The following is a 23,741-nucleotide window of genomic DNA, read 5'->3' as shown; positions in this document are numbered from 1 at the left end:
CGCGGACGGTAGCCGCCGGGTCGTGAGGGTGTAAGAGGCACAAGCACGAACAACTGCCCATATCCACACCTGAGTTGAGACTTGGCCGGCAGTAATCCATACCTCTGAGGCATGAGTGGCTGATGTGCGTTGACAGTGTCGGCCTACCGCCGCACGATGCAACGCGGCATCGGACGTTACCGTCCGGTCACTTCTCTCGTAGGTCCTGTCCGGTCGATCAGGCCGGATCAGTGAGCGGGTTCTGGTGCGTGCAGCTGCAAGGCGGAGGAAGGAGACGACGCGGAGCGTCGGCGACTGACGACAACGCGGCAGATGTGCGTGCCAGGGCACGCGAGCCCGGCAAGATCGGCCGGACAGGACCTGGGGTCCCGATCCGTCCCCGGCACGCCACGGTCCGACCCGCCGTGGCCCCCCTCGCAGGCCCTGCCCGGAACCCAAGGAGAGCCCGTGATCTCTCAGCCCACCCGGCACGCGGACCGGGACCTCGTGATCGTGGTCAGCCCCTTCGAAGAGCCCAATTCCCGGATGGTCGCGGCCGCGGAACGAGCCGGTGCGCTGGGCGTGCTCGACCTCGGCAGGGACCGTGAGCGGGCGCGTGGCGCCATGGCCGGGCTGCGGGGGCGGTACGGAGTCCGCGTACCGGCCGGGTGCCCGCTGGCCCCGGACGAACTGCCCGCAGCGGTGGACACCGTTCTGCTCGCCGAAGAGCACTGGCGCACCGGGACGGCCCGCTGGGCCGCGTACGGCGGACGCCGGGTGTGGGCCGAGGTGGTCAGCCCCGCCGAGGCCTCGGCCGCCGTCACAGCGGGAGCTTCCGGCCTGGTGGCCAGGGGGCATGAGGCTGGCGGCCGGGTCGGCGAACTGACCACCTTCGTGCTGCTCCAACGCCTCCTGGGCGAGCCGGAGTTGAACGTTCCGGTCTTCGCGGCCGGAGGCATCGGCCCCCACACGGCCGCCGCCGCCGTCGCGGGCGGCGCCACCGGAGTCGTACTCGACACCCAGCTCGCGCTCACCACGGAGGGCGCCGCCGGGCTGCCCGGCGATGTCGAGGCAGCGATCCGCGCCATGGACGGCAGCGAAACCACCGTCGTCCGCGGACACCGGATCTACGCCCGCCCGGATCTGCCGCCACCGCAGACGGACATCGCCGAACACCTCGGCGCCCGCGGACTGCGCACCCAGCCGCTGCCCATCGGCCAGGAGGGAGCCACGGCCGCCCGGCTCGCCGCACGTCACCGCACCACCGGCTCGCTCGTCCAGGCCGTCCGGGCGGCCATCACCGGCCACCTGGAAGCGGCGGTACGTGCCCGTCCGCTCGGCTCGCGCCCGGGTGAGGGCCATCTGCCCGTGGCCCAGGGGCCCATGACCCGGGTCAGCGACCGGCCCGCCTTCGCCTCGGCGGTGGCGGACGGGGGCGGGCTGCCCTTTCTCGCCCTCGCCGTCATGGACGGCCCCGATGTCCGCGAACTGCTCACCCGGACCGCGGAGCGCCTGGCAGGCCGGGACTGGGGTGTCGGACTGCTCGGCTTCGCCCCCGAGGAGCTGCGCCGCGAACAGCTCGCCGCCGTCGCCGACGCCCGGCCCCCGTACGCGATCATCGCGGGCGGGCGGCCCGCCCAGGCCGCCCCCCTCGAAGCGGCCGGGACCAGGACCTATCTGCATGTGCCGTCGCCGGGACTCCTGGAGCAGTTTCTCGCCGAAGGAGCGCGGCGCTTCGTCTTCGAAGGGCTGGAGTGCGGCGGGCACATCGGCCCGCGCGCCGCCTTCCCGCTCTGGGAGGAGCAGATCGAGCGGCTGCTCTCCTGCCCGTACGCCGACGAACTCGACGTCCTCTTCGCCGGTGGCATCCACGACGAGCGATCCGCGGCGATGGCCATGGCCGCCGCGGGTCCGCTTGCCGAGCGCGGGGCCCGCACCGGCGTTCTGATGGGCACCGCCTATCTGTTCACCGAGGAGGCCGTGGCCGCCGGAGCCGTACTGCCCGGCTTCCAGCGCGCGGCGATCGACTGCGAGGCCACCACGCTCCTGCGCACCGCCCCGGGCCATGCCACCCGCTGCGCCACCACGCCGTACACCGACGTCTTCAGCGCCACCGCCCAGCGGCTGCGGCAGGACGGCGCGAGCCCGAACGAGGTCTGGGAGGAGCTGGAGAAACTCAACCTCGGGCGGCTGCGGATCGCCAGCAAGGGCCTGCGCCGCACAGCGAGTGGGCTCGTCCCGGTGGACGAGGACGAACAGCGCGGCGAAGGCCTCTACATGCTCGGCCAGATCGCCACCGCCCGCACCGCGACCACTACGGTCGCCGCCCTCCACGCCCAAGTGACCGAAGGCGCCACGCAGTTGCTCGAACGGCGCTGGGAACAGCTGTGCGCTGCATCCCCGCACGAGACGGATCAGGCACCGCTCGACATCGCGATCGTGGGCATGGCCTGCCGCTATCCCGGCGCCGACGACCTCGCCGGGTACTGGGCCAACATCGTCGCCGGGACCGACTCCGTGACCGAGGTACCCGCCGACCGCTGGGACAGCGCCGCCCATTACGACCCGGACCCGGCGCGCGCGGGGGAGCGGACCCCGTCCCGGTGGGGCGGCTTCCTGCCACCGGCACCCTTCGACGCGCTCGCGCACGGAATCGCCCCTGCCTCGCTCGGCAGTATCGAACCGGTGCAGCTCCTCGCCCTCGACATCGCGGCCCGCGCCCTCGCCGACGCCGGATACGCGGGCGAGCGGCACTTCGACCGCTCCCGCACCTCGGTCGTCTTCGGCGCGGAGGCGGGCACGGATCTCGCGGGCGCGTACGGCTTCCGCGCCCTGTACCCCGGCTATCTCGGCGCACTGCCGCCCGAGCTGGACGACCAGCTGCCCCGGCTGACCGAGGACTCGTTCCCAGGAGTCCTCGCGAACGTCATCGCCGGGCGGGTCGCCAACCGCCTCGACCTCGGGGGCGCCAACTGCACGATCGACGCCGCCTGCGCCTCCTCGCTCGCCGCACTGGACCTGGCCTGCAAGCAACTGCGCGACCGGGACAGCGACATGGTGCTGTGCGGCGGCGCCGATGTGCACAACGGCATCAACGACTACCTGATGTTCGCCTCCGTACGCGCCCTCTCACCCACCGGACGCTGCCGCCCCTTCGACGCCTCCGCCGACGGCATCGCGCTCGGCGAGGGCGTCGCCTGCCTCGTACTCAAACGCCTCGCGGACGCGCAACGCGACGGCGACCGCGTCTACGCCGTCGTCAAGGCCGTCGGCGCCTCCAGCGACGGACGCTCCCTCGGCCTCACCGCACCCCGCCCCGAAGGACAGCGGCGGGCCCTGGAACGCGCCTACCGGCGGGCCGGGATCGCGCCCCGTCAGATCGGTCTGGTGGAGGCGCACGGCACAGGCACCGTCGTGGGCGACAGCACCGAACTGGGCGTCCTCACCGAGGTCTTCGGCGGTGGCGAGCCGGGCCTCTGTTCGCTCGGTTCGGTCAAGTCGCAGCTCGGCCATACGAAATGTGCGGCGGGCCTGGCCGGACTGATCAAGGCGGCACGGGCCGTGCACCGCGGCGTACGGCCGCCGACGCTGCACCTGACGAGCCCCAACCCCGACTGGCAGCCAGGCAGCAGCCCCTTCTGCTTCGACACCGAGGCCAGGCCCTGGACCGAGCCCGCCGGACGCCGCATCGCGGCAGTGAGTGCCTTCGGCTTCGGCGGCACCAACTACCATGCGGTGCTTGCCGGTTACGGGGACGAGGACGAGCCCGCCCACGGCCTGGACGCCTGGCCGGCGGAGCTGTTCTGCTTCCGCGGGGCCGACCGGACCGCCGCCCTCCGGTTCATCGAACGCCTCGCCGCCCGGCTGGAGCAGAACGACAGGGCGGGACGGCCGTGGCCGCTGCGCGACCTCGCCGCGGAGACCTCCGCCGGTGAGGGGACGATCCACGTCGCGGTGGTCGCCACCTCACTCGACGATCTGGCCGGAAAACTGGAGCAGGCCCGGGAGTTCGTCCACGGCGACGGCATCCATGTACGCGACGAAGCGCAAGGTCCCGGGCGGACCGCCTTCCTCTTCCCGGGGCAGGGCAGCCAGCGGCCGGGCATGCTCGGCGATCTGTTCATCGCCTTTCCCCGGCTGAGGGGGCTTCTGTACGACCAGGATCCGCGCCGGACTGCCACGATGTTCCCGCCCGCCGCCTTCACGCCCGAGGACCGGGCCGCCCAGCGCGCGGCCGTCACCGACACCCGGACCGCTCAGCCGGCCCTCGGGCTCACCGGCGCCGCCGCACACCTCCTGCTCACCTCCCTCGGCATACGCCCCGACTGCACCGCCGGACACTCCTACGGCGAGCTGGTCGCAGTCTGGGCCGCCGGCGCCTACGACACGGCGACGCTCCTGCGGCTCAGCGAACGCCGGGCGGAGGCGATCCTCGCCGCCGCCGGGGACGACCCGGGAGCGATGGCCGCGGTGGCCTCTGCCCCACAGGACTTGCCCGACCTGCCGTCCGGATGCGTCGTCGCCAACCACAACGCACCGGCGCAGAGCGTCATCTCCGGCCCGACGGGCGCGGTCGACGCCGCGATCGGCGCACTGCGCGGGGCGGGCATCCGGGCCGAACGCCTCCCGGTGGCCTGCGCCTTCCACAGCGAGGTCGTCGCCGGGGCCGCACAGGAGCTGGCCGAGGAGCTGGCTCGGGCCTGCGTCACCGAGCCCGCGATCCCGGTCTGGTCGAACACCACCGCGGACCTCTATCCGGCCGACGCGGCGGCCGTACGGGAGATGCTGGCCCGCCAGGTCGCCGAGCCCGTGCGTTTCGCCGAGCAGATCGAAGCCATGTACGCGGCAGGGGTGCGGACCTTCGTGGAGGCCGGACCGGGCCGGGTGCTCAGCGCTCTGGTCGGCCGCATCCTGGGCGACCGGCCCCACGCCGCTGTTCCCCTCGACATCGCGGGAGAGCACGGCGTGACCCGTCTGGTGACCGCGCTCGCCGAACTCGCCGCGGCGGGCGTCCCGTTCGACCCGGAGCCGCTGTTCAGGGGCCGCTCCGCAACGCTGCCCGCCGAACCGCCACGGCGCGCCGGATGGCTGGTCGACGGCCATCTCGTAAGGACGGCGGACGGCAAGCCGGTGACGGGCGGGCTGCTTCCGGCACGCCGGGTGACACCGGCCGCCGCTGCCGCCACCGCCGACCGGCGGGAGGACGCCGTCCTGGAGTATCTGCGCGGAGCGCGGGAACTGGTCGCAGCCCAACGGGACGTGCTGCTCGGCTACTTGGGTGCGGAGGCCCCGCCGCCGACTGGCATAGCCGCGCGGGCTCCGGAGATCACCGCACCGCAACCCGCCGCCGAAGAGCCGGACCGCCGCCCTCTGACGCCGGACCAACTCCTCGACGCCGTACTGGAGATCGTCCACAAACGCACCGGCTATCCCCGGGAGATGCTCGACCCCGCGCTGGACCTGGAGGCCGACCTGTCGGTGGACTCCATCAAGCGTGTAGAGATCATCGGGGCCCTGGCCGACCGGATCGGGCTGCCGCGCGGTGTGGACGGCCCGGCGGAATCGGCCGTCGAGGAACTGTCCCGGCTGAAGACCATCAGCGGCATCGTCGACTGGATCGTCGCTCGCGGCACGACCACGACACCCGAACCGGCCCCGGCCCCGGCAACTGAGCAGACCATGCTCCCGTCCACCGGTCCGGTCCGGCCGAGGCGCCCCGCGCGGCTGCTGGTCGAGGTCACCCCCGTGGGGCCGCCCGACACCCGCGACCCCGCCGATGTACTGCCCGGCCTTCGGCTGGCCGTCGTCGACGACGGTCTCGGCGTCGCCGCCGCACTGGCCGCCGCACTCGAATCCCACGGCGCCGAGGTGCGCACCCTCCACCCCGAGCGGCTCGCCGACGCGGCCGGAGCCGACGGGGTCGTGGACCTGAGCTCGCTGCGTCCCGCCCCGTACCCCGTGCTGCCCGAGACCTTCGGTGCCCTGCGCGGGATCCTGGCGGCGGGCACCCGCCGACTGCTGCTCGTCACCGGACGCGGTGGAGCCTTCGGCAGGACCGCACCGTCGCAGGAGGTGCCGGGCTCGTCGCCCGACCCGATCCCCGGTGCCGGCCTGTACGGCTTCGCCCGCACCGCGGCGATCGAGCATCCCGGCACCGCCGTACGTGCCGTGGACATCGACCCCAAGGACCGTCCCGAGCGGATCGCCGCCCATCTGATCGCCGAACTGTGCGCTCCCGAAGAGCCCGTGGTCATCGGCTACACCAACGGCACCCGCAACACCCTTCGTACCGCCTTCGTTCCTCTCCCGGCCGATGAACCGGAACCACCGCTACCGCTCGACCGCGACGCGGTAGTCCTGTTCACCGGCGGGGCCCGCGGTATCACCGCCCGTACAGCCATCGCCCTCGCCGGCGCCACCGGATGCCATGTCGAACTCATCGGCCGCACCCCGCTCCCCGACGACGCCGAGGACCCGGCCGTCGCCCACGCCCACGACCGGGTCGCCCTGCGTGCGGCCCTCGTCCGGCAGGGCCTGCGCACCCCCGCCGAGATCGAGGCCGCCGCGACCGGCATCCTCGCCGCGCGCGAGATCCGCACCACCCTCGCCGCTCTCACCGGGTCTGCCGCCTCGGTGCGGTACCACGCGGCTGACGTCACCGATCCGCGTGCGGTACGCGACGTGATCCGTGGCGTACGCGCCCGGCACGGCCGTCTCGACGGTCTCGTGCACGGCGCCGGAACCATCGAGGACAAGCTGCTGCGCGACAAGGACCCGGCCTCCTTCGCCCGGGTGTTCGCCACCAAGGTCGACGGCGCCCGCCATCTCATCGACGCCGCCGCCGACCACGGGGACGGCCCGCCGCCCGGCTTCCTCGTCCTCTTCGGCAGCGTCGCCGGAGTCTTCGGCAACCGCGGTCAGGCGGACTACGCGGCCGCCAACGAAGCTCTGGACACCCTGGCCGCCACCCCCTCCTGGTCCCAGCGTTTCCCGGGCCGGGTACTCGCCGTCGACTGGGGCCCCTGGGCGGCCGAGGCGGGCGGCATGGTCACCCCCGAGCTGGAACGGATGTACGCGAGCCGCGGCATCCCCCTCCTCGATCCGGCCGCGGGCACGGCCGCCCTCCTCGCCGAGCTGGCCCACGGCACCACCGGCCAGGTCGTCCTCCTGGCACAGGACCCGGGGGAGTCCCGCCATGGCTGAGGAGCGTCGCGGTCCCCGGCCGAGCGACGCCGCGATCGTCGGCATGGGCGCCGTCTTCCCCGGCGCCACCGATCTGGCCGCGTACCGGCGCAATCTGTTCGCGGGCACGGACGCCATCAGCGACGTACCGCCCGGCCGCTGGGACCCCGAGGTCTACTACGACCCGAACGGCACCGAAGGACCCGCCCGCAGCGACCACTTCTACTGCCGCCGTGGCGGCTTCATCGACGAGCTCACCGCCTTCGAGCCGACCCGTTTCGGCATCATGCCCGCAGCCGTGGCCGGAGCGGAGCCCGATCAGCTGCTCGCCCTGCGGGTCATCGCCGAGGCCGTGGCCGATGCCGGGGGCGAGGAACGGCTGCCCGCCGACCGGTCCCGAATCGGCGTCATCCTCGGCCGTGGCGGCTTCATGGGCGTCGCCACCGCGCGCCTCGACCAGCGCGTGCGCACCGCCCACCAGCTCGCCGCGACGCTGCGCGAACTCGCCCCGGAACTCGGCGAGAAGCGCATCACCGAGGTACGCGAAGCCTTCCAGGCCGGGCTGGGTCCCGAGCGGCCCGAGGCGTCCATCGGGCTCGTACCGAGCTTCACCGCCGCCAGGACCGCCAACCGCCTCGACTTCCGTGGCCCCGCCTACACCATCGACGCCGCGTGTGCCTCCTCGCTGCTCGCCGTCGAGCAGGGCGTCGGTCTGCTCGCGGGCGGCAGTTGCGACCTGGTGGTCGCCGGAGCCGTGCACCACTGTCATATCGCCACGCTCTGGAGCGTCTTCACCCAGCTGCGGGCACTCAGCCCCAGTCAGCACATCCGGCCTTTCGACCGCCGCGCAGACGGCACGCTGCTGTCCGAAGGCACCGGCGTCGTCCTGCTCAAGCGCCTGGCGGACGCCGAACGCGACGGCGACCGCGTCTACGCCGTCGTACGGGGCGTCGGCGTCGCCGGTGACGGCCGCGCCGCCAGCCTGATGAGCCCCTTGGTGGACGGCCAGGTACGTGCCCTGCGCCAGGCCTGGGTGCGGGCCGGGCTCGATCCGGCAGCGCCCGGCGCGCTCGGGCTGCTGGAGGCGCACGGCACCGGGACACCGGTCGGCGACGAGGCCGAACTCACCACTCTGGCCGAGGTGTTCGGCCCGCGCACGCACGGCGCCGAACAGGTCGCCATGGGTTCCGTGAAATCGATGCTCGGCCACACGATGCAGGCCTCCGGGATGGCCGGGCTGATCAAGGCCGTACTCGCCGTGCACGAGGGGACGCTGCCCCCGACCCTGCATCTCGAAGAGCCGCACGAGGGCTTCGCGAGCACGCGCATGCGCCCGGTGACGCAGACGGAGCCGTGGCACCGGGGGCGCGTGGCGCGACGGGCGGGGGTGAACGCCTTCGGTTTCGGCGGGATCAACGCGCATGTGGTGCTGGAAGAGGCGCCGGGGGCATTCGCCGCGGGCGGGCGGGTAATCTCGGCCGCCGCCGCCGCGCCGCCCGCTCGCATCACGCTGCTGGCTGCGGCCACCGCCGCGGAACTCGGCCGTCTCGTGGAGGCGTTGCCGGACTCGGCAGCACAGGTACCTGGTGTGTCCGAAGGCCCTTGTCGCCTCGCCGTCCTCGGACTGACACCCAAACGCCGGGCCCTGGCAGCGGCGGTCGTCGCCCGCGGAAGGCCGTGGCGCGGGCGCGGCGGCGTCTGGTTCACGCCCAGCCCGCTGCTCGCGCGCGACGGCAGGGTGGCCTTCGTCTTCCCTGGCCTGGAACCGGACTTCACGCCCTACGTCGATGATGTCGCCGACCGGTTCGGGCTTCCCCGGCCCGCCCTGACCGGCGGGGACGCACTGATGGAACGGGCGCTGGACACCATCGTCGTCGGCCGCCTCTTCGCCCGGGTACTGCCCGAACTGGGCATCCACGCCGACCTGCTGGCCGGACACAGCCTCGGCGAGTGGACCGCCATGGTCGTCGCGGGGATGTATCCGCGGCAGGCCGTCGACACCTTCCTCGACTCGCTGAGACCGGGCGATCTCGACGTGCCCGACCTGGCGTACGCGGCGCTGGGCTGCGGGGTCCGGCAGGCGGCCGCCGCGCTGCACGGGCTCAGCGGCGTCGCCGTCAGCCACGACAACTGCCCTCACCAGTCGGTGCTGTGCGGGGAGCCGCGCCCCATCGCCGAGGCGCTGAGCCGACTGGCCGCCCAGGGCGTACTCACCCAGGAGCTGCCCTTCCGGTCGGGCTTCCATACGCCCATGTGGGGGCCGTACCTGGACCAGGTGCGCGCCGCGTTCGGCGCACTGCCGGTCGGGCCGCCGGCCGTGCCGGTCTGGTCGGCGACCACGGTGGCCGCCTACCCGGGCGCCCAGGACGAGGTACGGGACGTGGTGCTGCGTCATCTGCTGGAGCCGGTGCGCTTCCGGGAGCTGACGACGCGGCTGTACGCGGAGGGAGTGCGCGCCTTCGTGCAGATGGGTCCGGGCAGCCTCCCCGGCTTCGTGGCGGACACCCTGCACGGGCGGGACCACCTCGCCATCTCCGCGGGCGCGCTCCGGGGCGGGAGCGGTCTCGATCAACTGAGCCGTCTGGCCGCCGCGTTGTGGACGGAGGGACTGAACCCTCGCTGGGACCGGCTGGCCGAGCCCGAGTCGGCGAGTCCGGTGGCACCGCCGGGGCCGGACCTCGTGCGGCTCGATCTCGGCTCATCGCTGGTGAGTCTCGGCGCCGCCGCGCCCTCGCTCCGGCTGGCCGACCCGCCTCGGGTACCGGCCACCGGCGGGCCGGTACTGCTGTCGGCCCTCGACGCCGTGGCCGGCGAGACACAGGACACGGTGCGCGCCGTCGCCGAGGCCTGGCGCGCGAAGAGCGTCCGGCCCTCCGTCCTCGCCCCGTACAACTCCCGGCGACGGCTTTCCCTCGACACCATGCCGTACGTCCGCGACCACTGCGTCTATCTCCAGCCCGACGGCTGGCCCGAGCCCTCGGACCGCTTCCCCGTCGTCCCCATGACCACCCTGCTGGAACTGGCCGCCGACGCCGCACGCGCGGCGGTTCCCGGACCGGTCGTGACCGGTTTCGCGGAGGTACGGGCCCTGCGCTGGCTGCCCGTCGACCCGCCCGTCGACGCCGAGTTCACCGTGACCGGCGACAGCGGGAGCAGCCGGATACGTGTGGAGATCGGCGATTGCGCGACCGTCACCGTCCACCTCGCCGACCGCCACGCGAAGCCGCCCGCCCCCGATCTCTCGACGCTGACCCGTGAATCGACGCCTCCGGTCAGCGCGGAGGCCCTCTACCGCGACCGGTGGATGTTCCACGGTCCGGCCTTCGCCGGGGTCCACGAGGTGACCGCCGTCGCCGACGACGGCATTCGCGGGGTGCTGCGGGCGCTGCCCGCGCCGGGCGCGCTGCTGGATGCCGCCGGACAACTGCTCGGCCACTGGATGCAGTTGAGGCTGACGGCAGACCGCCTGGTCTTCCCCGCATCGCTGGAGCGGGTGAGCCTTTACGGGCCCGCGCCGCGCGATGGGGCGCTCCTGCACGCCACCGCCCGTATCCGGGCCGTGCGACCCGACTCCGTCCTGGGCGATGTGGAACTCACCGCCGACGGCACGGTGTGGGCCCGCCTCGAAGGGTGGACCTACCGGCGCTTCGCCGCCGACGAACGGGTGTGGCCCATGAAGTTCACCCCGGAGATCTGCGGGATCGGCGAACCGCAGCCCGGCGGCTGGTGCCTCGCCCGGCGGCGCTGGACCGACCCGGCATCCCAGGAGCTGGTGATGCGGCGCTATCTGGGCGCCGCCGAGCGCGCCGTGTACGAGCAGCGCCCGCCGCGCGCCCGCGCGCCCTGGCTGCTCGGGCGGATCGCCGCCAAGGACGCCGTACGACATCTGCTGTGGGACGGCGGCGCGGGGCCCCTCTTCCCGGTGGAGGTGCAGGTCGGCAACGACGAGTCGGGCCGCCCCCGCGCGAAGGGTCCGCTCGCCGCCGCACTGCGGCTCTCGCTGGCCCACAAGGACCGGCTGGCGGTCGCGTACGCGCATCAGTCCCACGCCGTCGGTATCGACATCGAGACCGTCACCGAGGACCCGGCGGCGCTGAGCCGTATCGCGCTCACCGCCGAAGAGCGGGAGCTCGCCGAGCAGTTCGCGGCGCGGGAAGGGTGCGGCAGTGCGCAGGCGCTCACCGCGCTCTGGTGCGCCAAGGAAGCCGCGGCCAAGGCCGAAGGCACCGGCCTGGGCGGCCGCCTGCGGCAGTGGAACGTCACCGACGGACCCACAGGGCTGCGGGTGCGCTCTCCCGAGGGCCGCAGCCACGCCGTACGGATCAGCACCGTCGATGATCTGCCCGGCCCGGACAGCCACCCCGTAACCCATGTTGTCGCCCGGACCGTACCCCCCACCCCGACCCCGCCGGAGGCCGGCCATGACATCTGACCCCATCGCCGAACAGATACTCGCCGAGATCACCGCCATGCTCGTCGAGACCGTCGGTGACGAGTTCCTCCTCGCCGAAGAGGTCACGCTGGACACCACCTTCAACGAGGACCTGGCGCTGGAGAGCATCGAGTTCGTCGCTCTCGCCGAACTGCTCCAGCAGCGTTACGGGTCAGCCGTGGACCTGATCGCCTTCCTGGCCGAAAAGGACATGGAGGAGATCCTGGCGATGACCGTCGGCGACCTCGTCTCGCACATCGCCGGGAGACCCGCTCCGGCGGGCGCCGGGGATCCCTCTCCGACCGTTGCCGGGGCACCGGCCCCGGCTCCGGCCGGCTGACCGCCATGGCCGAGATCATCGCCAACTCCCTCCGCTTCCACGTCCAGCGGCTGCCCGCGGCGGACACGGGCGGCGACGCCGGAGCGAGGGTCGTCTTCCTCCACGGCCTGGTCGTCGACAACCTCTCCAGCTTCTACTGCACCCTCGCCGTCCCGGCCGCGCAGGCAGGGCACGAAGTCGTCCTGTACGACCTGCGAGGCCACGGCCGCACCGAGCGCCCGTCGAGCGGATACGACACCGCCACCGCCGTCCGTGATCTGACCGCCCTGCTCGGGGCGCTCGGCCTCGATGAGCAGCCCGTCCATCTCGTCGGCAACAGCTTCGGCGGAACCCTCGCACTGCACACCGCACTCGCCCGCCCAGACCTCGTCGCCGGACTCATCCTGATCGAGGCCCCGCTGAGCGGCCCCTGGGTCGACAACATGCTCGACACGCTGTCCGTCGCCGCCCTCGACCTCGAAGGCAGCGAGGTACCGCGTGAACTGGCCTCGCTCGGAGCGCGCAAGGCGGCCCGGCTGACCGCGACGGCCGACGAACTCCTCAACCGCACCACCCTGATCGACGACATCGCGGCGGGGCGGCCCTTCACCGCCCAGGACTTCGCCCGGGTGCGCTGCCCGGTGCTCGCCGTCTGCGGAGAGCACTCCGAACTCGTCTGCGGTGCCCGGGAGTTGGCTCGCCACGCGTCCGACTGCACTGTGCGCGTGGTGCCGGGCCTCGGCCACGACGTCCTGCAGGGCGCCACCACAGAGCTGCGGCGGGCCGTACTGGACCGGCTGTCCGAAGCAGTTCGGCGGCAGCCCGAGGCGGTGACGGTATGAAGGTGCTGTTCGTCGTCCCGCCGCTGGCCGGACATGTCAACCCCACGGTCGCCGTCGCCGCCGAACTCACCGCACGCGGACACGAGGTCGCATGGACCGGCCCCGCCGAAGTCCTGCCCCCTCTGCTGCCCGCCCGCGCCACCCTCATCCCGTCCGGCGAGCGTTCGGGCCCCGGCGGCTACGGCGCGCTGCACGGACGCTGGCGTGATCTGCGCGGCGCCGCCGCTCTGCGCTTCCTGTGGGAGGAGGCGCTCATTCCGCTCGCCCACGGAATGCTGCCCGGTGTCGATGCGGCCGTCGACGCGTACGCCCCCGATGTGCTCGTCGCCGACCAGCAGGCTCTCGCCGGTGCGGTGGTCGCCCGGCGGCGCGGACTGCCGTGGGTGACCTCCTCGACCACCACGGCCGAGTTCACCCGGCCCTTCGCGGGTTTCCCCAAAGTGGGGGAGTGGGTGAAGGAACGGATCAACGGATTCCTTGCCGCCTCCGGCGCGCCCGGCGGCTGGGACCCACGCTTCTCGGACCGGCTGGTCCTGGTCTTCTCCACCCCCGAGCTCGTCGGCGCGGGTGAGACGTGGCCCGAGCACTACGCCTTCACCGGCCCCGCGCTGGGCGCCCGCCCGTCGGACGGCTCATCGTTCCCCTGGCGGCGGCTGGATCCCGTGCGCCGCCGGGTACTGGTGTCCCTCGGCACGCTCAACCGCGAGGCCGGCGGCCGCTTCTACGCCGCGGTCCTGCGGGCCGCCGAGCGCCTGGCCGACCGGGTGCAGCTGATCGTGGCCGCACCCGCGGACCTGGTCGGCGACGCGCGTCAGGACCACGTCCTGCTCCAGGAATACGTCCCTCAACTCGCGTTGCTGCCGCACCTCGACGCCGTGGTCTGCCACGGCGGGCACAACACCGTCTGCGAGGCGCTCGCCCACGGACTGCCCCTGGTCGTCGCGCCGGTCCGCGACGACCAGCCGATCGTCGCCCAGCAGGTGGCCACGTGCGGGGCCGGAATCCGGGTGCACTTCGGCCGCCCCCGCGCGGACGAGGTCCACACGGCCCTGAGCGCAGTCCTCGACGACCCGAACCACCGGCGGGCCGCCCGCCGTGTCCAGGCATCCTTCGCGGCGGCCGGGGGAGCCGCGGCCGCGGCCGACAGGTTGGAGAAGCTGCTATGACACAGTCCCGTACCCGCCGCGTCCCCTGGGCGGCCGCCGCCCTGCTCGCAGGGCTCACCGCGGGCACCGTCCGCGCCCGTCGGCGGCTGGCCGCGATACCGGTGCTCGACCCGGCCGGGGACCGTGCGCCCACGGACGGCTGGCATCTGATCACCGCCCGGGGCGTCGAGGCCGACGAAGCCACCGTGGGCGCCGCCGTCGCGTACGCGGAGCGAACCGGTCTGAAGGTGCTCGACCTGCTGCCGGGCAGCCTCGACGCGGAACGCGCGCTGAGCCTGCTCCGGCTGCTCGACCTCGGCGACGCCCGCTTTGCCCGTACCACACAGGCGCGTGGCGCGGGACAGGCCGTACTGATCGCCGAGGACGTCCGCAGCCGCGCCGGTGTCGAGACCGGGAGCGACCTCGACACCGCCGAACTGCACGTCCTCCTCGGCCGGGTGAAGGAGTACGCCGCAGGGGAGACCGGTGTCGCCATCGCCCCCGGTCTCACCGTCCCGTCCCCAGAACTCACTCTCCGCGCAGGGGAGTTGCGAGCCCAGGGACTGCCTCCGGGTGTGCTGACCGCCGCGCACCTCGCCGGTCTGGCCCTGCTGGCACGCGCGGCCGTCAAGGACGGCCGCTGGGGCGCCGCGGCACTCGCCCTGTACTGGCTGCAGCCCGCGCTGGTCCTCGGCGCTGCGAGCAGCCCGCTGCGCCCGGCCGACCTGCCGCGCGCCACCGCGGCGCGGCCGCTGCACTCCCTGAACGCCGCCCTCCGCACGGCGGCCACCCTGCGACCGGCCCCTGCCGGACCCTGGCCGGAAGTGGAAGCGCTCCGGCCCGGATATGAGGCCGAACTCAAGGCGGGCACCGAGCGGTTCTTCGAGCCGCGCCGCCCCGACTGCCCCTGGTGCGGCTCCACCGACCTCTCCCTGCGCACCCGGATGCCGGATCAGTTCCAGGCCAAGCCCGGCCGCTTCTGTCTCGAACAGTGCGGCGGCTGCGGGCATGTCTTCCAGAACCCGCGGCTGTCCCTGGACGGACTCGACTTCTACTACCGCGACTTCTACGACGGTCTCAGCGTCAGCAGCGCGTCCGCGGTCTTCGGCCGCATGAACCGCTCGTATATGGCCCGCGCCGCCATGCTGAAACCCTTCGGCACGCCCGCCGCCTGGCTCGACGTGGGCACCGGACACGGCCACTTCTGCAACGGAGCGCGCGAGGTGTGGCCGGACACCCGCTTCGACGGTCTCGACATGGCCGCCGCGGTGCGGGACGCGGAAGCCCGCGGCTGGGTCGAGGCGGCCCACCGCGGGCAGTTCCCGGAGCTCGCCGCCACGCTCGTGCACCGCTACGACACGATCAGCATGTTCCACTACCTGGAGCACACCCGGGACCCCTTCGCCGAGCTCGACGCGGCCGCCGAGGTGCTGCCCGCCGGCGGGCATCTGCTCATCGAACTGCCCGACCCCGAGTCACGGCTCGCCCGCGTGCTCGGCTCGTACTGGCTTCCCTGGTTCCAGCCCCAGCACCAGCACCTCATGCCGATCGCCAACCTCAAGCAGGCACTGGCCGAGCGTGGGTTCACGGTCCTGGCCGAGGAGCACGGCGCGGCCCACCAGGCCTGCGACTTCGTCGGCGTCGTCCTGCTCGCCGCGAACCGGATCGCCCCCAATCCGTTCGCACCCTGGGGACCGGGCAGCGCCACCGTGGCTCAGCGAGTGGCGCGCAAGGGGGTCTGGACGGCGGCGCTGCCGTGCTTCGCGGCAGCCGCGGCCCTGGACAGACTGCGCGCGGCCGCGGCCCGCGTCACCGACGGCGGCAACGCCTACCGGCTGCTGGCCCGCAGGACACCGGCGGGCCCCGAGAGCGGATGAGGGACATGAGCATGCTGGACCTCGCCCGCCGCCACACCGCCGACCCGCTCTTCCGGCTGGTCGCCTACGCCCTCGAATCGGCACACGACCGGCCACCGGCCACGGTGTGGAGCGCCCCGCACGCCTTCCACCTCGGCTCGCCGCACCTGGTCGCGGCCGCCGGCTGGCCGGTCGCTGCCGCCGCCGCACCCCGTGACGACGGCCTCGCACGGCTCAGTTCGCTCGCCCACCCCGCGCAAAGCTGCGAACTCCCGCTCACCGGCCCGCCATCGCCCCACCCCGACTGGGCCGCCCGCACCTATGCCCTGCTGCGGACCATGGCCCGGGTCGGTTACGGCCGGGGCGGCATCGACCTCCACATCCACTCCACGCTGACCCCTGCGACCGGTCTGTCGAGCGCCGAGCCGCTGGAGTGCGCCGTCGCCCTCGCCGTCGCCGATCTGCACGCGGCGCGGACACGGCCGCCGCGCGGCAGGCTCGCCACCCTGGCCCGGACCGCAGCACCGGGCGGGGACCAGGCGCTGCGCGAGGCCGTGCTCTTCGCCCGCCCCGGCCGGGCCCTGCTGCTCGGCGACGGCGGCCGGCGGCATGTCCGCTTCGACCCGGACGAGCACGGGGCGCGCCTGACCCTGCTGGTGACCCGCGGCGAAGGGCGCGGTCCGGGTGACATCCAGGACGCGGTGGCGATCGCGCGGCGTGCGGGTGCGACGGCCGCCTGGTGGCCCGGACACGGCCCCGGGCGCAGCGCACTGGTGCTGCTGCCGAAGGACCGGCTGACCCATGTCCGCACCACCGTGACCGAGGAGTTCCGCTCCGGCGGACGACGCGTGCCGCGCTTCGTGAACATCACCGTGGCGGGCGCGGCCCGCCGCGAGGAGTGACAGGGAGGAACACCCCGTGAAACCAAGAGAGTTACTGCACAGGATGCCGACCGCGCGAAAACCGGAGGCCGACAGCGGCCGTCGTGGCAGGAGGTGGCGGGCGGCCGCCGCCGGGATCTTCAGCACGCTGTGCCTGGTCGTCACCTTCGGCGCGGCCGACTCCGGCGCCGCCGAGCCCCAGGCGCCCGCCGCGCTCCCCACCTACGACCACGTGGTCGTCGTCGTCTTCGAAAACAAGCAGTACGGCGAGATCATGGGCAGCCCCAACGCGCCCTACATCAACCAGCTCGCGAGCGCCGGTGCGAGCCTGACCGCGATGAAGGCGCTGACCCACCCCAGTCAGCCGAACTACTTCAACCTCTTCTCCGGCGCCACCCAGGGCATCACCTCAGACGGCTGCTACACGCCCCAGTCGATGAGCGCGGCGAACCTGGGACAGGAACTGATCGCGGCGGGCAAGACCTTCGCCACCTACAACGAGGATCTGCCGAGCGAGGGATCCACCGCCTGCACCAACGGGCAGTACGCGCAGAAGCACAACCCCTGGTTCGCCTTCAAGAACGTGCCGCTGGGCAGCGGCAAGACCTGGGCGCAGTTCCCCAAGGGCGACTTCACGCAGCTTCCGCACCTGTCGTTCGTCGTGCCGAACCAGTGCAACGACATGCATTCCTGCTCCGTCGGCACCGGCGACACCTGGGTCAAGAACAACCTCGACGCGTACGCCCAGTGGGCCAAGGCCAACAACAGCCTGCTGGTGCTGACCTGGGACGAGGACAACTACCTGGGCTCCAACACAATCGCCACGGTCTTCTCCGGCGCCAAGGTCAAGCAGGGCACGTACGGCACCGCCTACAACCACTACAGCCTGCTGCGTACCTTTGAGGATCTCTTCGGCACCACCCATGCCGCGAACGCGGCGAGCGCCACACCCATCACCGAGGTCTTCGGCGACGGCACCACCCCGCCGGGCGGGGATCTTAGTGTGGCCAATCCCGGTGCGCAGACCTGCAGGTTCAACCAGAGCTGCACGATTCAGATCACGGCCACCGGTGGCAAGGCACCCCTCAAGTACAGCGCGTCCGGCCTGCCGTTCGGCCTGTCCATCGACACCTCGACCGGCCGGATCAGCGGAAAACCCTGGCAGGTCGGCACGCTGCGGATCACGGCCACCATTACTGACACAGGCGGCGCCACCGCCTCCGCAACCTTCCCGCTCACCATCAACTGGTTCTGACGGGCGCGCCCCAGCGACCGGAAGGGAGGGATTCTGTGTATCTGTCGGCCGGCCGGACCGCCGACACCACGACGGGCGTACGCCGCACCCGCCCGCCGCGGAACGCGGGGGTCCGCCGTGCGGTCGCGGGCAATGTCATCGCGCTCGGCGGGGTCAGCCTGCTGACGGATGTCTCCGCCGAGATGGTCACCGCCGTACTGCCGCTCTACCTCGTCGTCGGCCTCGGTATGTCCCCGCTGGCCTTCGGCGCCCTCGACGGCCTCTACCAGGGCGCGACCGTCCTGTCCCGGCTGGCCGGAGGCCACCTCGCGGACCGCGCCCAGCGCCGCAAACTCGTCGCGGGCACCGGCTATGCCCTGTCCGCGGGCTGCAAACTCGCCCTGCTCGCCGTCACGACACCCTGGGCGATCGGGGCGGTCCTCGCCGCAGACCGCACCGGCAAGGGGCTGCGTACCGCACCACGCGACGCGCTGATTTCCCTGTCCTGCTCCGCCGAGGAGCAGGGCCGGGCGTTCGGAGTGCACCGGGCGATGGACACCGCGGGCGCACTGATGGGCCCCCTCGCCGCCTTCGCGGTGCTGTGGGCGGCACATGACGGATACGACGCCGTGTTCGTGGTGAGCTTCTGCGCCGCCGCACTCGGCGTGCTGCTGCTCGTCCTGTTCGTCCGCGACGTTTCCGCGGGACCGCGTCCCGAGCGAACTCGTCGCATCCGCACGGAACTCGGCAGCCTCGTCCGCACGCGCGGCCTGCCGCGGCTGTGTCTGCTTGCCGCACTGCTCGGCACTGTCACGGTCAGCGACTCGTTCCTCTATCTGCTGCTGCAGCGCCGCCTCGACCTGCCCACCCCGTACTTCCCGCTGCTCCCCGTCGGCGCCGCCGCCGGATTCCTGCTGCTGGCAGTGCCGCTGGGACGGCTGGCCGACCGGGTCGGCCGCCCGCGGGTCTTTCTCGCCGGACACGGTGCGCTGCTCGTGGCGTATGTGCTGCTGCTCGCGCCCTGGGGCGGCGGACTCGTGGCTGCCGGGTGCGTACTCCTGCTGCTCGGGGCCTTCTACGCGGCCACCGACGGTGTCCTGATGGCCGCGGCCGGTCCGCTGCTGCCGGGGCATCTGAAGGCGAGCGGCCTCGCACTGGTGCAGACGGCAGGGGCGTTGTCCCGTTTCGGCGGCTCGCTGCTCTTCGGCGCGGGCTGGATGTACCTCGGGCCCGACGGCGCGCTGACCGCGGCCGCCGCCGCTCTCGCCCTCACCCTGACGGGCGTCGCCGCCTTCCACCGACGGAGTCGCGCATGAGTGTCCGGCCGAGGCTGCTCGTGTTCCTGCTCGCCACTGTGCTCCTGGCAGCTCTCGCGGGCATCACGATCGTGCGAGCGGCCGACCGTGCGTCCGAACACGATCGGGCGCGGCCCGGCGAACCGGCGGCTCAGGCAGGTGCTGTGACGCTCCGTCAGCCAGGACAGCTGCTGTTCCGGAACCTCGCCTGGGGGCCGCAGCGCGACCATCTCTCGTCCGTCCCGCTGACCGCCGCGAACGGGCCCCGCACGTCCGCGCCCCGCGAGTGCCTGCGCTTCCATGCGGCCGCAGGCACGGGCGTCTGTCTCCGGGCCACGCGCGGGGTGGTCCCCGGCCATGAAGCCGTCCTTCTGGACGCGGAGTTGCGGCCCGTCCGCACCTTCCAGGTGTCGGGGATACCCACGCGTGCGAGGGTGTCGCCGAGCGGACGACTGGTGGCGTGGACGGTCTTCGTCAGCGGAGACTCGTACGCGGGCGGCGCCTTCTCCACCCGTACCGCCGTCTACGACACCCGCACCGGCGCCCTCCAGCCCGACCTGGAGAGCTTCACCGTCCTCAAGGACGGCCGCCGCCACCGGGCCGCCGACCACAACTTCTGGGGCGTCACCTTCGCGGCCGACGACAACCGCTTCTACGCGACCCTCGCCACCGGTGGCCGCACCTACCTCGTCGAAGGCGACCTCGCCGCGCGCACCCTGCGCACGCTGCGCCAGAACGTCGAATGCCCCTCGCTCTCGCCGGACGGCACCCGCATCGCCTTCAAGAAGCGCGTCGCGGGCGCCGGAGTCGGCAGCCCGTGGCGGCTGTACGTCCTGGACCTGCGCACCGGCCGGGAGACGGCGCTCGCCGAACACAGAAGCGTCGACGACCAGGCGCTGTGGCTGGACGGCCTCTCTCTCGTGTACGCGCTGCCGGGGGACTTCGGCGCGGACCTCTGGTCGGTCCCCGCGGACGGGAGCGGGACGGCGCGGTTGGTCGTGAGGTCGGGCACGTCGCCGGCGGTGGTCCGGTAGGCGGCGCGGTTCGCCAGCGGCGGGCTGTTCCCCACCCCGCCCTCCCCCAGACTCCGTCCGGGGGGACCCCCAACCTCCAGCGCCTCAAACGCCGGCGGGGCTGGATTGTGCGGCTGGGCCGCACATTCAGCCCGTCCGGCGTTTGAGGACATGCGGCCGAAGGTCGCATTCGGGGGTCTGGGGGCTTGCCCCCAGTTCGGGAAGGGGCGGGTAGGGGAACAAGCCCGCCGCAGGCGACCTACGCCTCCGCCGACGTCTCCGGCAGCAGCGCGAAGCAGCTCACACTCACCACACACAGCACCAGCAGATACCCCGCCACCCCCCACGGCATCCCCTGCACCCCCGACGACAGCCGCGTCGCGACCAGTGGTGTCAGCGCGCCGCCCAGCACCGCGCCGATGTTGTAAGCGAAAGCCGTGCCCGTGCAGCGCAGTTGGGGCTCGAACAGTTCGGGAATGTACGCGCCCTGCACGCCGAGCATCGTGATCACGGCGAGCAGGATCATCGACGTTCCGGCGAGGATCATCCCCACCCGCCCGGTCTGCAGCATCGCCAGATACGGCACGACGCCCAGCGCCATCGCGCCGCACCCCAGCAGGCTGAGCCTGCGCCGCCCGTACCGGTCGCCGAGCAGGGCGACCAGCGGGGTGGCGACGCCCATCACCGCCATCGCCCCCATCAGGCAGAACAGCATGACGGTCGGGTCCACCCCCAGTCGTCCGGTGGCCTGGGACAGCGCCCAGGTCGTGGCCGCGTAGTTCACGGCGTACGCGGCCGTGACCGCACCGGCCACCAGCAGCACGCGCCGCCAGTGGTGGCGCATCAGCCGGGCCAGGGGCGCACGCTCCAGGGTGCGGCGGGCGGTGAGGTCGAGAAAGGTCGGCGTCTCGTCGACCTTCGAGCGCAGGATGTAGCCGACGAGGGTCAGCACGCCCGCGCAGAGGAAGGGCACGCGCCAGCCCCACGTACGGAACTGCTCGTCCGTGAGCGTCGCGGTCATGGCCAGCATGATGCCGTTGGCGAGCACGAATCCGACGGTGGGTCCGGTCTGCGGGAATCCCGCCCACAGGCCGCGCCGTCCGGGCGGGGCGTGCTCGGAGGCGAGGAGTACGGCCGCGCTCCACTCACCGCCCACGCCGAGACCCTGGACGATGCGCATGAGGGTCAGCAGGAGTGGGGCCGCGACACCGAGGCTCGCGTACCCGGGCAGGAGGCCGATGGAGACGGTCGCGAGTCCGGTGGCGAGAACGGAGATCAGCAGGACCGTGCGACGTCCGTGCCGGTCGCCGATGTGTCCGAAGAGCAGGGAGCCCACGGGGCGGGCGATGAAACCCGTGGCGAAGGTCGCGAACGCGGCCAGGGTGCCCGCGGTGCTGGAGAAGTTCGGGAAGTAGACCGGCCCGAAGACGAGGGCCGCGGCGCTCCCGTAGATGAAGAAGTCGTAGTACTCGATGACGGTGCCGATCGCACCGGCCGCGGCGACGCGCGCCATCGACGGCCGACCGGCGTCGGGCGTCGCGTCCTTGGCCTGGTGCTCACCGCCCTGGTGCTCACCGCCCTTGAGCTCGCTGACCTGGTTCTCGCTCGATTGCGTCATGCGTCTTCTCCTGCCAGCCACAGTCGGGCACGTTCGTCGAAGTCCACGGCTGTCCGCGACCCCCGGTGGGCGAAAGGCGCCAGATCCTGGCGCATGGTCCGCGCGGCCCGCACGACGCGGGCGGAGCGCACGCCGTCCATGAGTTCCAGGGCCCTGCGCCAGGTCGTGCAGGCCTGCTCCACATGCCCCTGCCTGCACTGCATGGACCCTGCGTGCGCCAGGCTCAGTGCGGTGATGCGCTGGTACGAGTGGCCCGACGTGCTCCAGACGGCCCGGGAGAAGTGGCGCTCTGCGATGTCGTAATTCCCGAGCAGTTCGGCCGACTTGGCGGTGTGGGTGCCCACACAGGCACCGGCCGACCCCCACAGTGCGGCCCAGAAGGGCATCTCACTTTCGTCCGCGCCGTCGACCAGGCGCGCCGCGCGGGCGGCTTCCGCGACGGCTTCGCGGCTTCTGCCCGCCATGGCGAGGGCCCGCGCGCGCGTGATGACGTACAGCGACTCGGTGGCCGGATCGGTGCGGTCCTTCGCCAGCCGCAGTGCCGCGTCGATGAGGTCCAGGGTGTGCTCGCCGCGCCCGGTCTCCAGGCCGTGATGAGCAAGGATCCGCAGGACGAACGCCGTGTGCAGGTCCTGGCCGGACTCCCGGGTGAGCTTGAGGGCCTGGAGGTAGTAGCGCTGCGCCAGACCCGCCTCGCCCGCGTCGTACGCCTTCCATCCGGCCAGGTAGGCCACGCACGCGGCAGCCGAGAGCATCCGCTGCTTCTGCGCCTCGGTGCGAAAGCGGCTGCGGCACAGGGTGGCCACGTCGGAGACCAGGTACTGCACGACGGCCGAGCGGCCGTGCCCGCCGCCGTGCCGTTCGTCGACGGCCGTGAACAGCGAGGTCATCTCCCGCACCGCCTGGATCTCCCCCTCGCCGGCCGTGCCGGTCGGCCGTGCGGCGGTGCGGGTCCGCGGCCCGTGTGCCAAAGGCATTGCGGCGGCCGGGACGGAGTAGAGGGCGGAGCTCATCCACGTCCGGCGTTCGATGTCGGCCCGTCCGAGCCGGGTGAGAGCCTCCACCGGGTCCTGCTCCATGTCGAGTCCGAGGGACTCGTCGGCGGTTTCCGGTATGCGTACGAGGCCGAGTTGCTCGGGTGTGACCAGCCGCCCCAGCTTCCGGGACAGCGTCTCGGCCAGAATGCGGGCGGCGGTGGCGCCGGGCTGCGTGCCGGCGATCCAGTGGGCGACGGCGGAGGAGTTGGTGCGCAGCTGAGCCGCGCCGCTCTCGGTGGCAACGGCCCTGAGGTCCCTGGCCAGTTCGGCGTAGGAACAGCCGGCTTCGGTCACGGCCCGTCTCAGATGTTCGTTTCCTTCTGTCATTTGCGGCCCTGGACGCCCCTCGGGTTTAAGCGGCTTAAGCGAACTCGTGAGCCACGGACCCTACCGACGCTGAGCGGTGCTTCGTTCACTTTCCGTCGACACAACACACGCAGGGGTGAGGAGGCCGTCCGTGCTGCAGCGAGGACGCCTGCCGGGAGACCGCACACATACGACGGTCGAGCGCGAACTGGTCTGTCAACTCGTCCTGGAGGCCGGGCGAACGCTTCCCGTGCCGACGCGGCTGGTCTATCGCACCGACGACCCGTACGCCGTCCATGTCGTCTTCCACACCGACACCGACGAGCCCGTCGAATGGTGCTTCGCCCGCGATCTGCTGATCGAAGGCATCTTCCATCCGACGGGCGAGGGGGATGTGAAGGTCTGGCCGGGGAGGACGGGGCCCTCCATGAACTTCGTCCATCTGCTGCTGTCGGGGCCCACTGAGCACGTCCTCATCCAGGCACCGGCCCGCGCCCTCTCGGCCTGGACCGAGCGCACGCTGCGCATGGTTCCCCCGGGCACGGAGGAGGCGCAGCCACCGTCACACGTCGGCGACTTGGGGCCGGGATGAGCGCTGTCCA

Annotated in this window: 13 protein-coding genes; 11 read left to right on the top strand and 2 right to left on the bottom strand. The window is 72.8% G+C overall.

Translation table 11 applies throughout. The annotated features are described in order from the left end of the window. Window positions 1-447: 447 nt before the first annotated feature. Genes OHA61_RS03205 through OHA61_RS03160 form a run of 10 tightly spaced genes read left to right on the top strand, consistent with a single transcriptional unit; the run spans window position 448 to window position 20,199 of the window. Window positions 448-7,182: an SDR family NAD(P)-dependent oxidoreductase gene (locus OHA61_RS03205; protein WP_406301580.1), complete on the top strand. Its 6,735-nt coding sequence runs from the start codon at window positions 448-450 to the stop codon at window positions 7,180-7,182. Then, a complete protein-coding gene (locus tag OHA61_RS03200) occupies window positions 7,175-11,593 on the top strand; it encodes a beta-ketoacyl synthase N-terminal-like domain-containing protein (protein WP_406301579.1) in 4,419 nt (1,472 codons plus the stop codon). Before OHA61_RS03205 ends, OHA61_RS03200 begins: the two co-directional genes overlap by 8 nt. Next, on the top strand, window positions 11,583-11,933 hold the full coding sequence (locus OHA61_RS03195; RefSeq protein WP_406301578.1) for an acyl carrier protein: 351 nt from the start codon (window positions 11,583-11,585) through the stop codon (window positions 11,931-11,933). Before OHA61_RS03200 ends, OHA61_RS03195 begins: the two co-directional genes overlap by 11 nt. Window positions 11,934-11,938: 5 nt before the next feature. After that, complete coding sequence (locus tag OHA61_RS03190) at window positions 11,939-12,754, top strand: alpha/beta fold hydrolase (RefSeq protein ID WP_406301577.1); 816 nt, start codon at window positions 11,939-11,941, stop codon at window positions 12,752-12,754. Further along, window positions 12,751-13,920, top strand: a complete 1,170-nt coding sequence (locus OHA61_RS03185; RefSeq protein WP_406301576.1) for a glycosyltransferase — start codon at window positions 12,751-12,753, stop codon at window positions 13,918-13,920. Before OHA61_RS03190 ends, OHA61_RS03185 begins: the two co-directional genes overlap by 4 nt. Then, entirely contained in the window at window positions 13,917-15,776 is a 1,860-nt protein-coding gene (locus OHA61_RS03180; RefSeq protein WP_406301575.1) for a class I SAM-dependent methyltransferase, read from the top strand. The genes OHA61_RS03185 and OHA61_RS03180 overlap by 4 nt, the downstream gene beginning before the upstream one ends. A gap of 5 nt (window positions 15,777-15,781) precedes the next feature. Next, window positions 15,782-16,657 carry a galactokinase gene (locus tag OHA61_RS03175; RefSeq protein ID WP_406301574.1) on the top strand — a complete coding sequence of 292 codons (876 nt, stop codon included), beginning with the start codon at window positions 15,782-15,784 and terminating at the stop codon, window positions 16,655-16,657. Window positions 16,658-16,700: 43 nt separating this feature from the next. Beyond that, a complete protein-coding gene (locus tag OHA61_RS03170) occupies window positions 16,701-17,891 on the top strand; it encodes an alkaline phosphatase family protein (RefSeq protein WP_406301573.1) in 1,191 nt (396 codons plus the stop codon). 35 nt (window positions 17,892-17,926) lie between these two features. Then, window positions 17,927-19,186 (top strand): MFS transporter, encoded by a 1,260-nt coding sequence (locus tag OHA61_RS03165; protein ID WP_406301572.1) that lies wholly within the window; start codon window positions 17,927-17,929, stop codon window positions 19,184-19,186. After that, on the top strand, window positions 19,183-20,199 hold the full coding sequence (locus OHA61_RS03160; RefSeq protein ID WP_406301571.1) for a TolB family protein: 1,017 nt from the start codon (window positions 19,183-19,185) through the stop codon (window positions 20,197-20,199). The genes OHA61_RS03165 and OHA61_RS03160 overlap by 4 nt, the downstream gene beginning before the upstream one ends. 238 nt (window positions 20,200-20,437) lie before the next feature. Here OHA61_RS03160 and OHA61_RS03155 read toward each other — a convergent pair whose 3' ends face one another. Together OHA61_RS03155 and OHA61_RS03150 are read right to left on the bottom strand one after the other, a co-directional pair. Further along, on the bottom strand, window positions 20,438-21,691 hold the full coding sequence (locus tag OHA61_RS03155) for an MFS transporter (protein ID WP_406307265.1): 1,254 nt from the start codon (window positions 21,689-21,691) through the stop codon (window positions 20,438-20,440). Between the two features lie 101 nt (window positions 21,692-21,792). Further along, window positions 21,793-23,127: a hypothetical protein gene (locus OHA61_RS03150; RefSeq protein WP_406301570.1), complete on the bottom strand. Its 1,335-nt coding sequence runs from the start codon at window positions 23,125-23,127 to the stop codon at window positions 21,793-21,795. Window positions 23,128-23,290: 163 nt separating this feature from the next. Between OHA61_RS03150 and OHA61_RS03145 the strand changes: the two genes are divergently transcribed. Then, complete coding sequence (locus OHA61_RS03145) at window positions 23,291-23,731, top strand: SsgA family sporulation/cell division regulator (RefSeq protein WP_406301569.1); 441 nt, start codon at window positions 23,291-23,293, stop codon at window positions 23,729-23,731. The last annotated feature ends 10 nt before the right edge of the window (window positions 23,732-23,741 follow it).

The sequence above is a fragment of the Streptomyces sp. NBC_00885 genome (genome assembly GCF_045207475.1).
Lineage (GTDB): Bacteria > Actinomycetota > Actinomycetes > Streptomycetales > Streptomycetaceae > Streptomyces.
This window is presented reverse-complemented; position numbering and strand designations above follow the sequence as displayed.

What these genes read in the sequence shown, in the direction of transcription:
- OHA61_RS03200 (WP_406301579.1), top strand. Translation starts at nt 7,175, where the DNA reads ATGGCTGAGGAGCGTCGCGGTCCCCGGCCGAGCGACGCCGCGATCGTC.
- OHA61_RS03195 (WP_406301578.1), top strand. Translation starts at nt 11,583, where the DNA reads ATGACATCTGACCCCATCGCCGAACAGATACTCGCCGAGATCACCGCC.
- OHA61_RS03190 (WP_406301577.1), top strand. Translation starts at nt 11,939, where the DNA reads ATGGCCGAGATCATCGCCAACTCCCTCCGCTTCCACGTCCAGCGGCTG.
- OHA61_RS03185 (WP_406301576.1), top strand. Translation starts at nt 12,751, where the DNA reads ATGAAGGTGCTGTTCGTCGTCCCGCCGCTGGCCGGACATGTCAACCCC.
- OHA61_RS03180 (WP_406301575.1), top strand. Translation starts at nt 13,917, where the DNA reads ATGACACAGTCCCGTACCCGCCGCGTCCCCTGGGCGGCCGCCGCCCTG.
- OHA61_RS03175 (WP_406301574.1), top strand. Translation starts at nt 15,782, where the DNA reads ATGAGCATGCTGGACCTCGCCCGCCGCCACACCGCCGACCCGCTCTTC.
- OHA61_RS03170 (WP_406301573.1), top strand. Translation starts at nt 16,701, where the DNA reads ATGCCGACCGCGCGAAAACCGGAGGCCGACAGCGGCCGTCGTGGCAGG.
- OHA61_RS03160 (WP_406301571.1), top strand. Translation starts at nt 19,183, where the DNA reads ATGAGTGTCCGGCCGAGGCTGCTCGTGTTCCTGCTCGCCACTGTGCTC.
- OHA61_RS03155 (WP_406307265.1), bottom strand. Translation starts at nt 21,691, where the DNA reads ATGGCGCGCGTCGCCGCGGCCGGTGCGATCGGCACCGTCATCGAGTAC.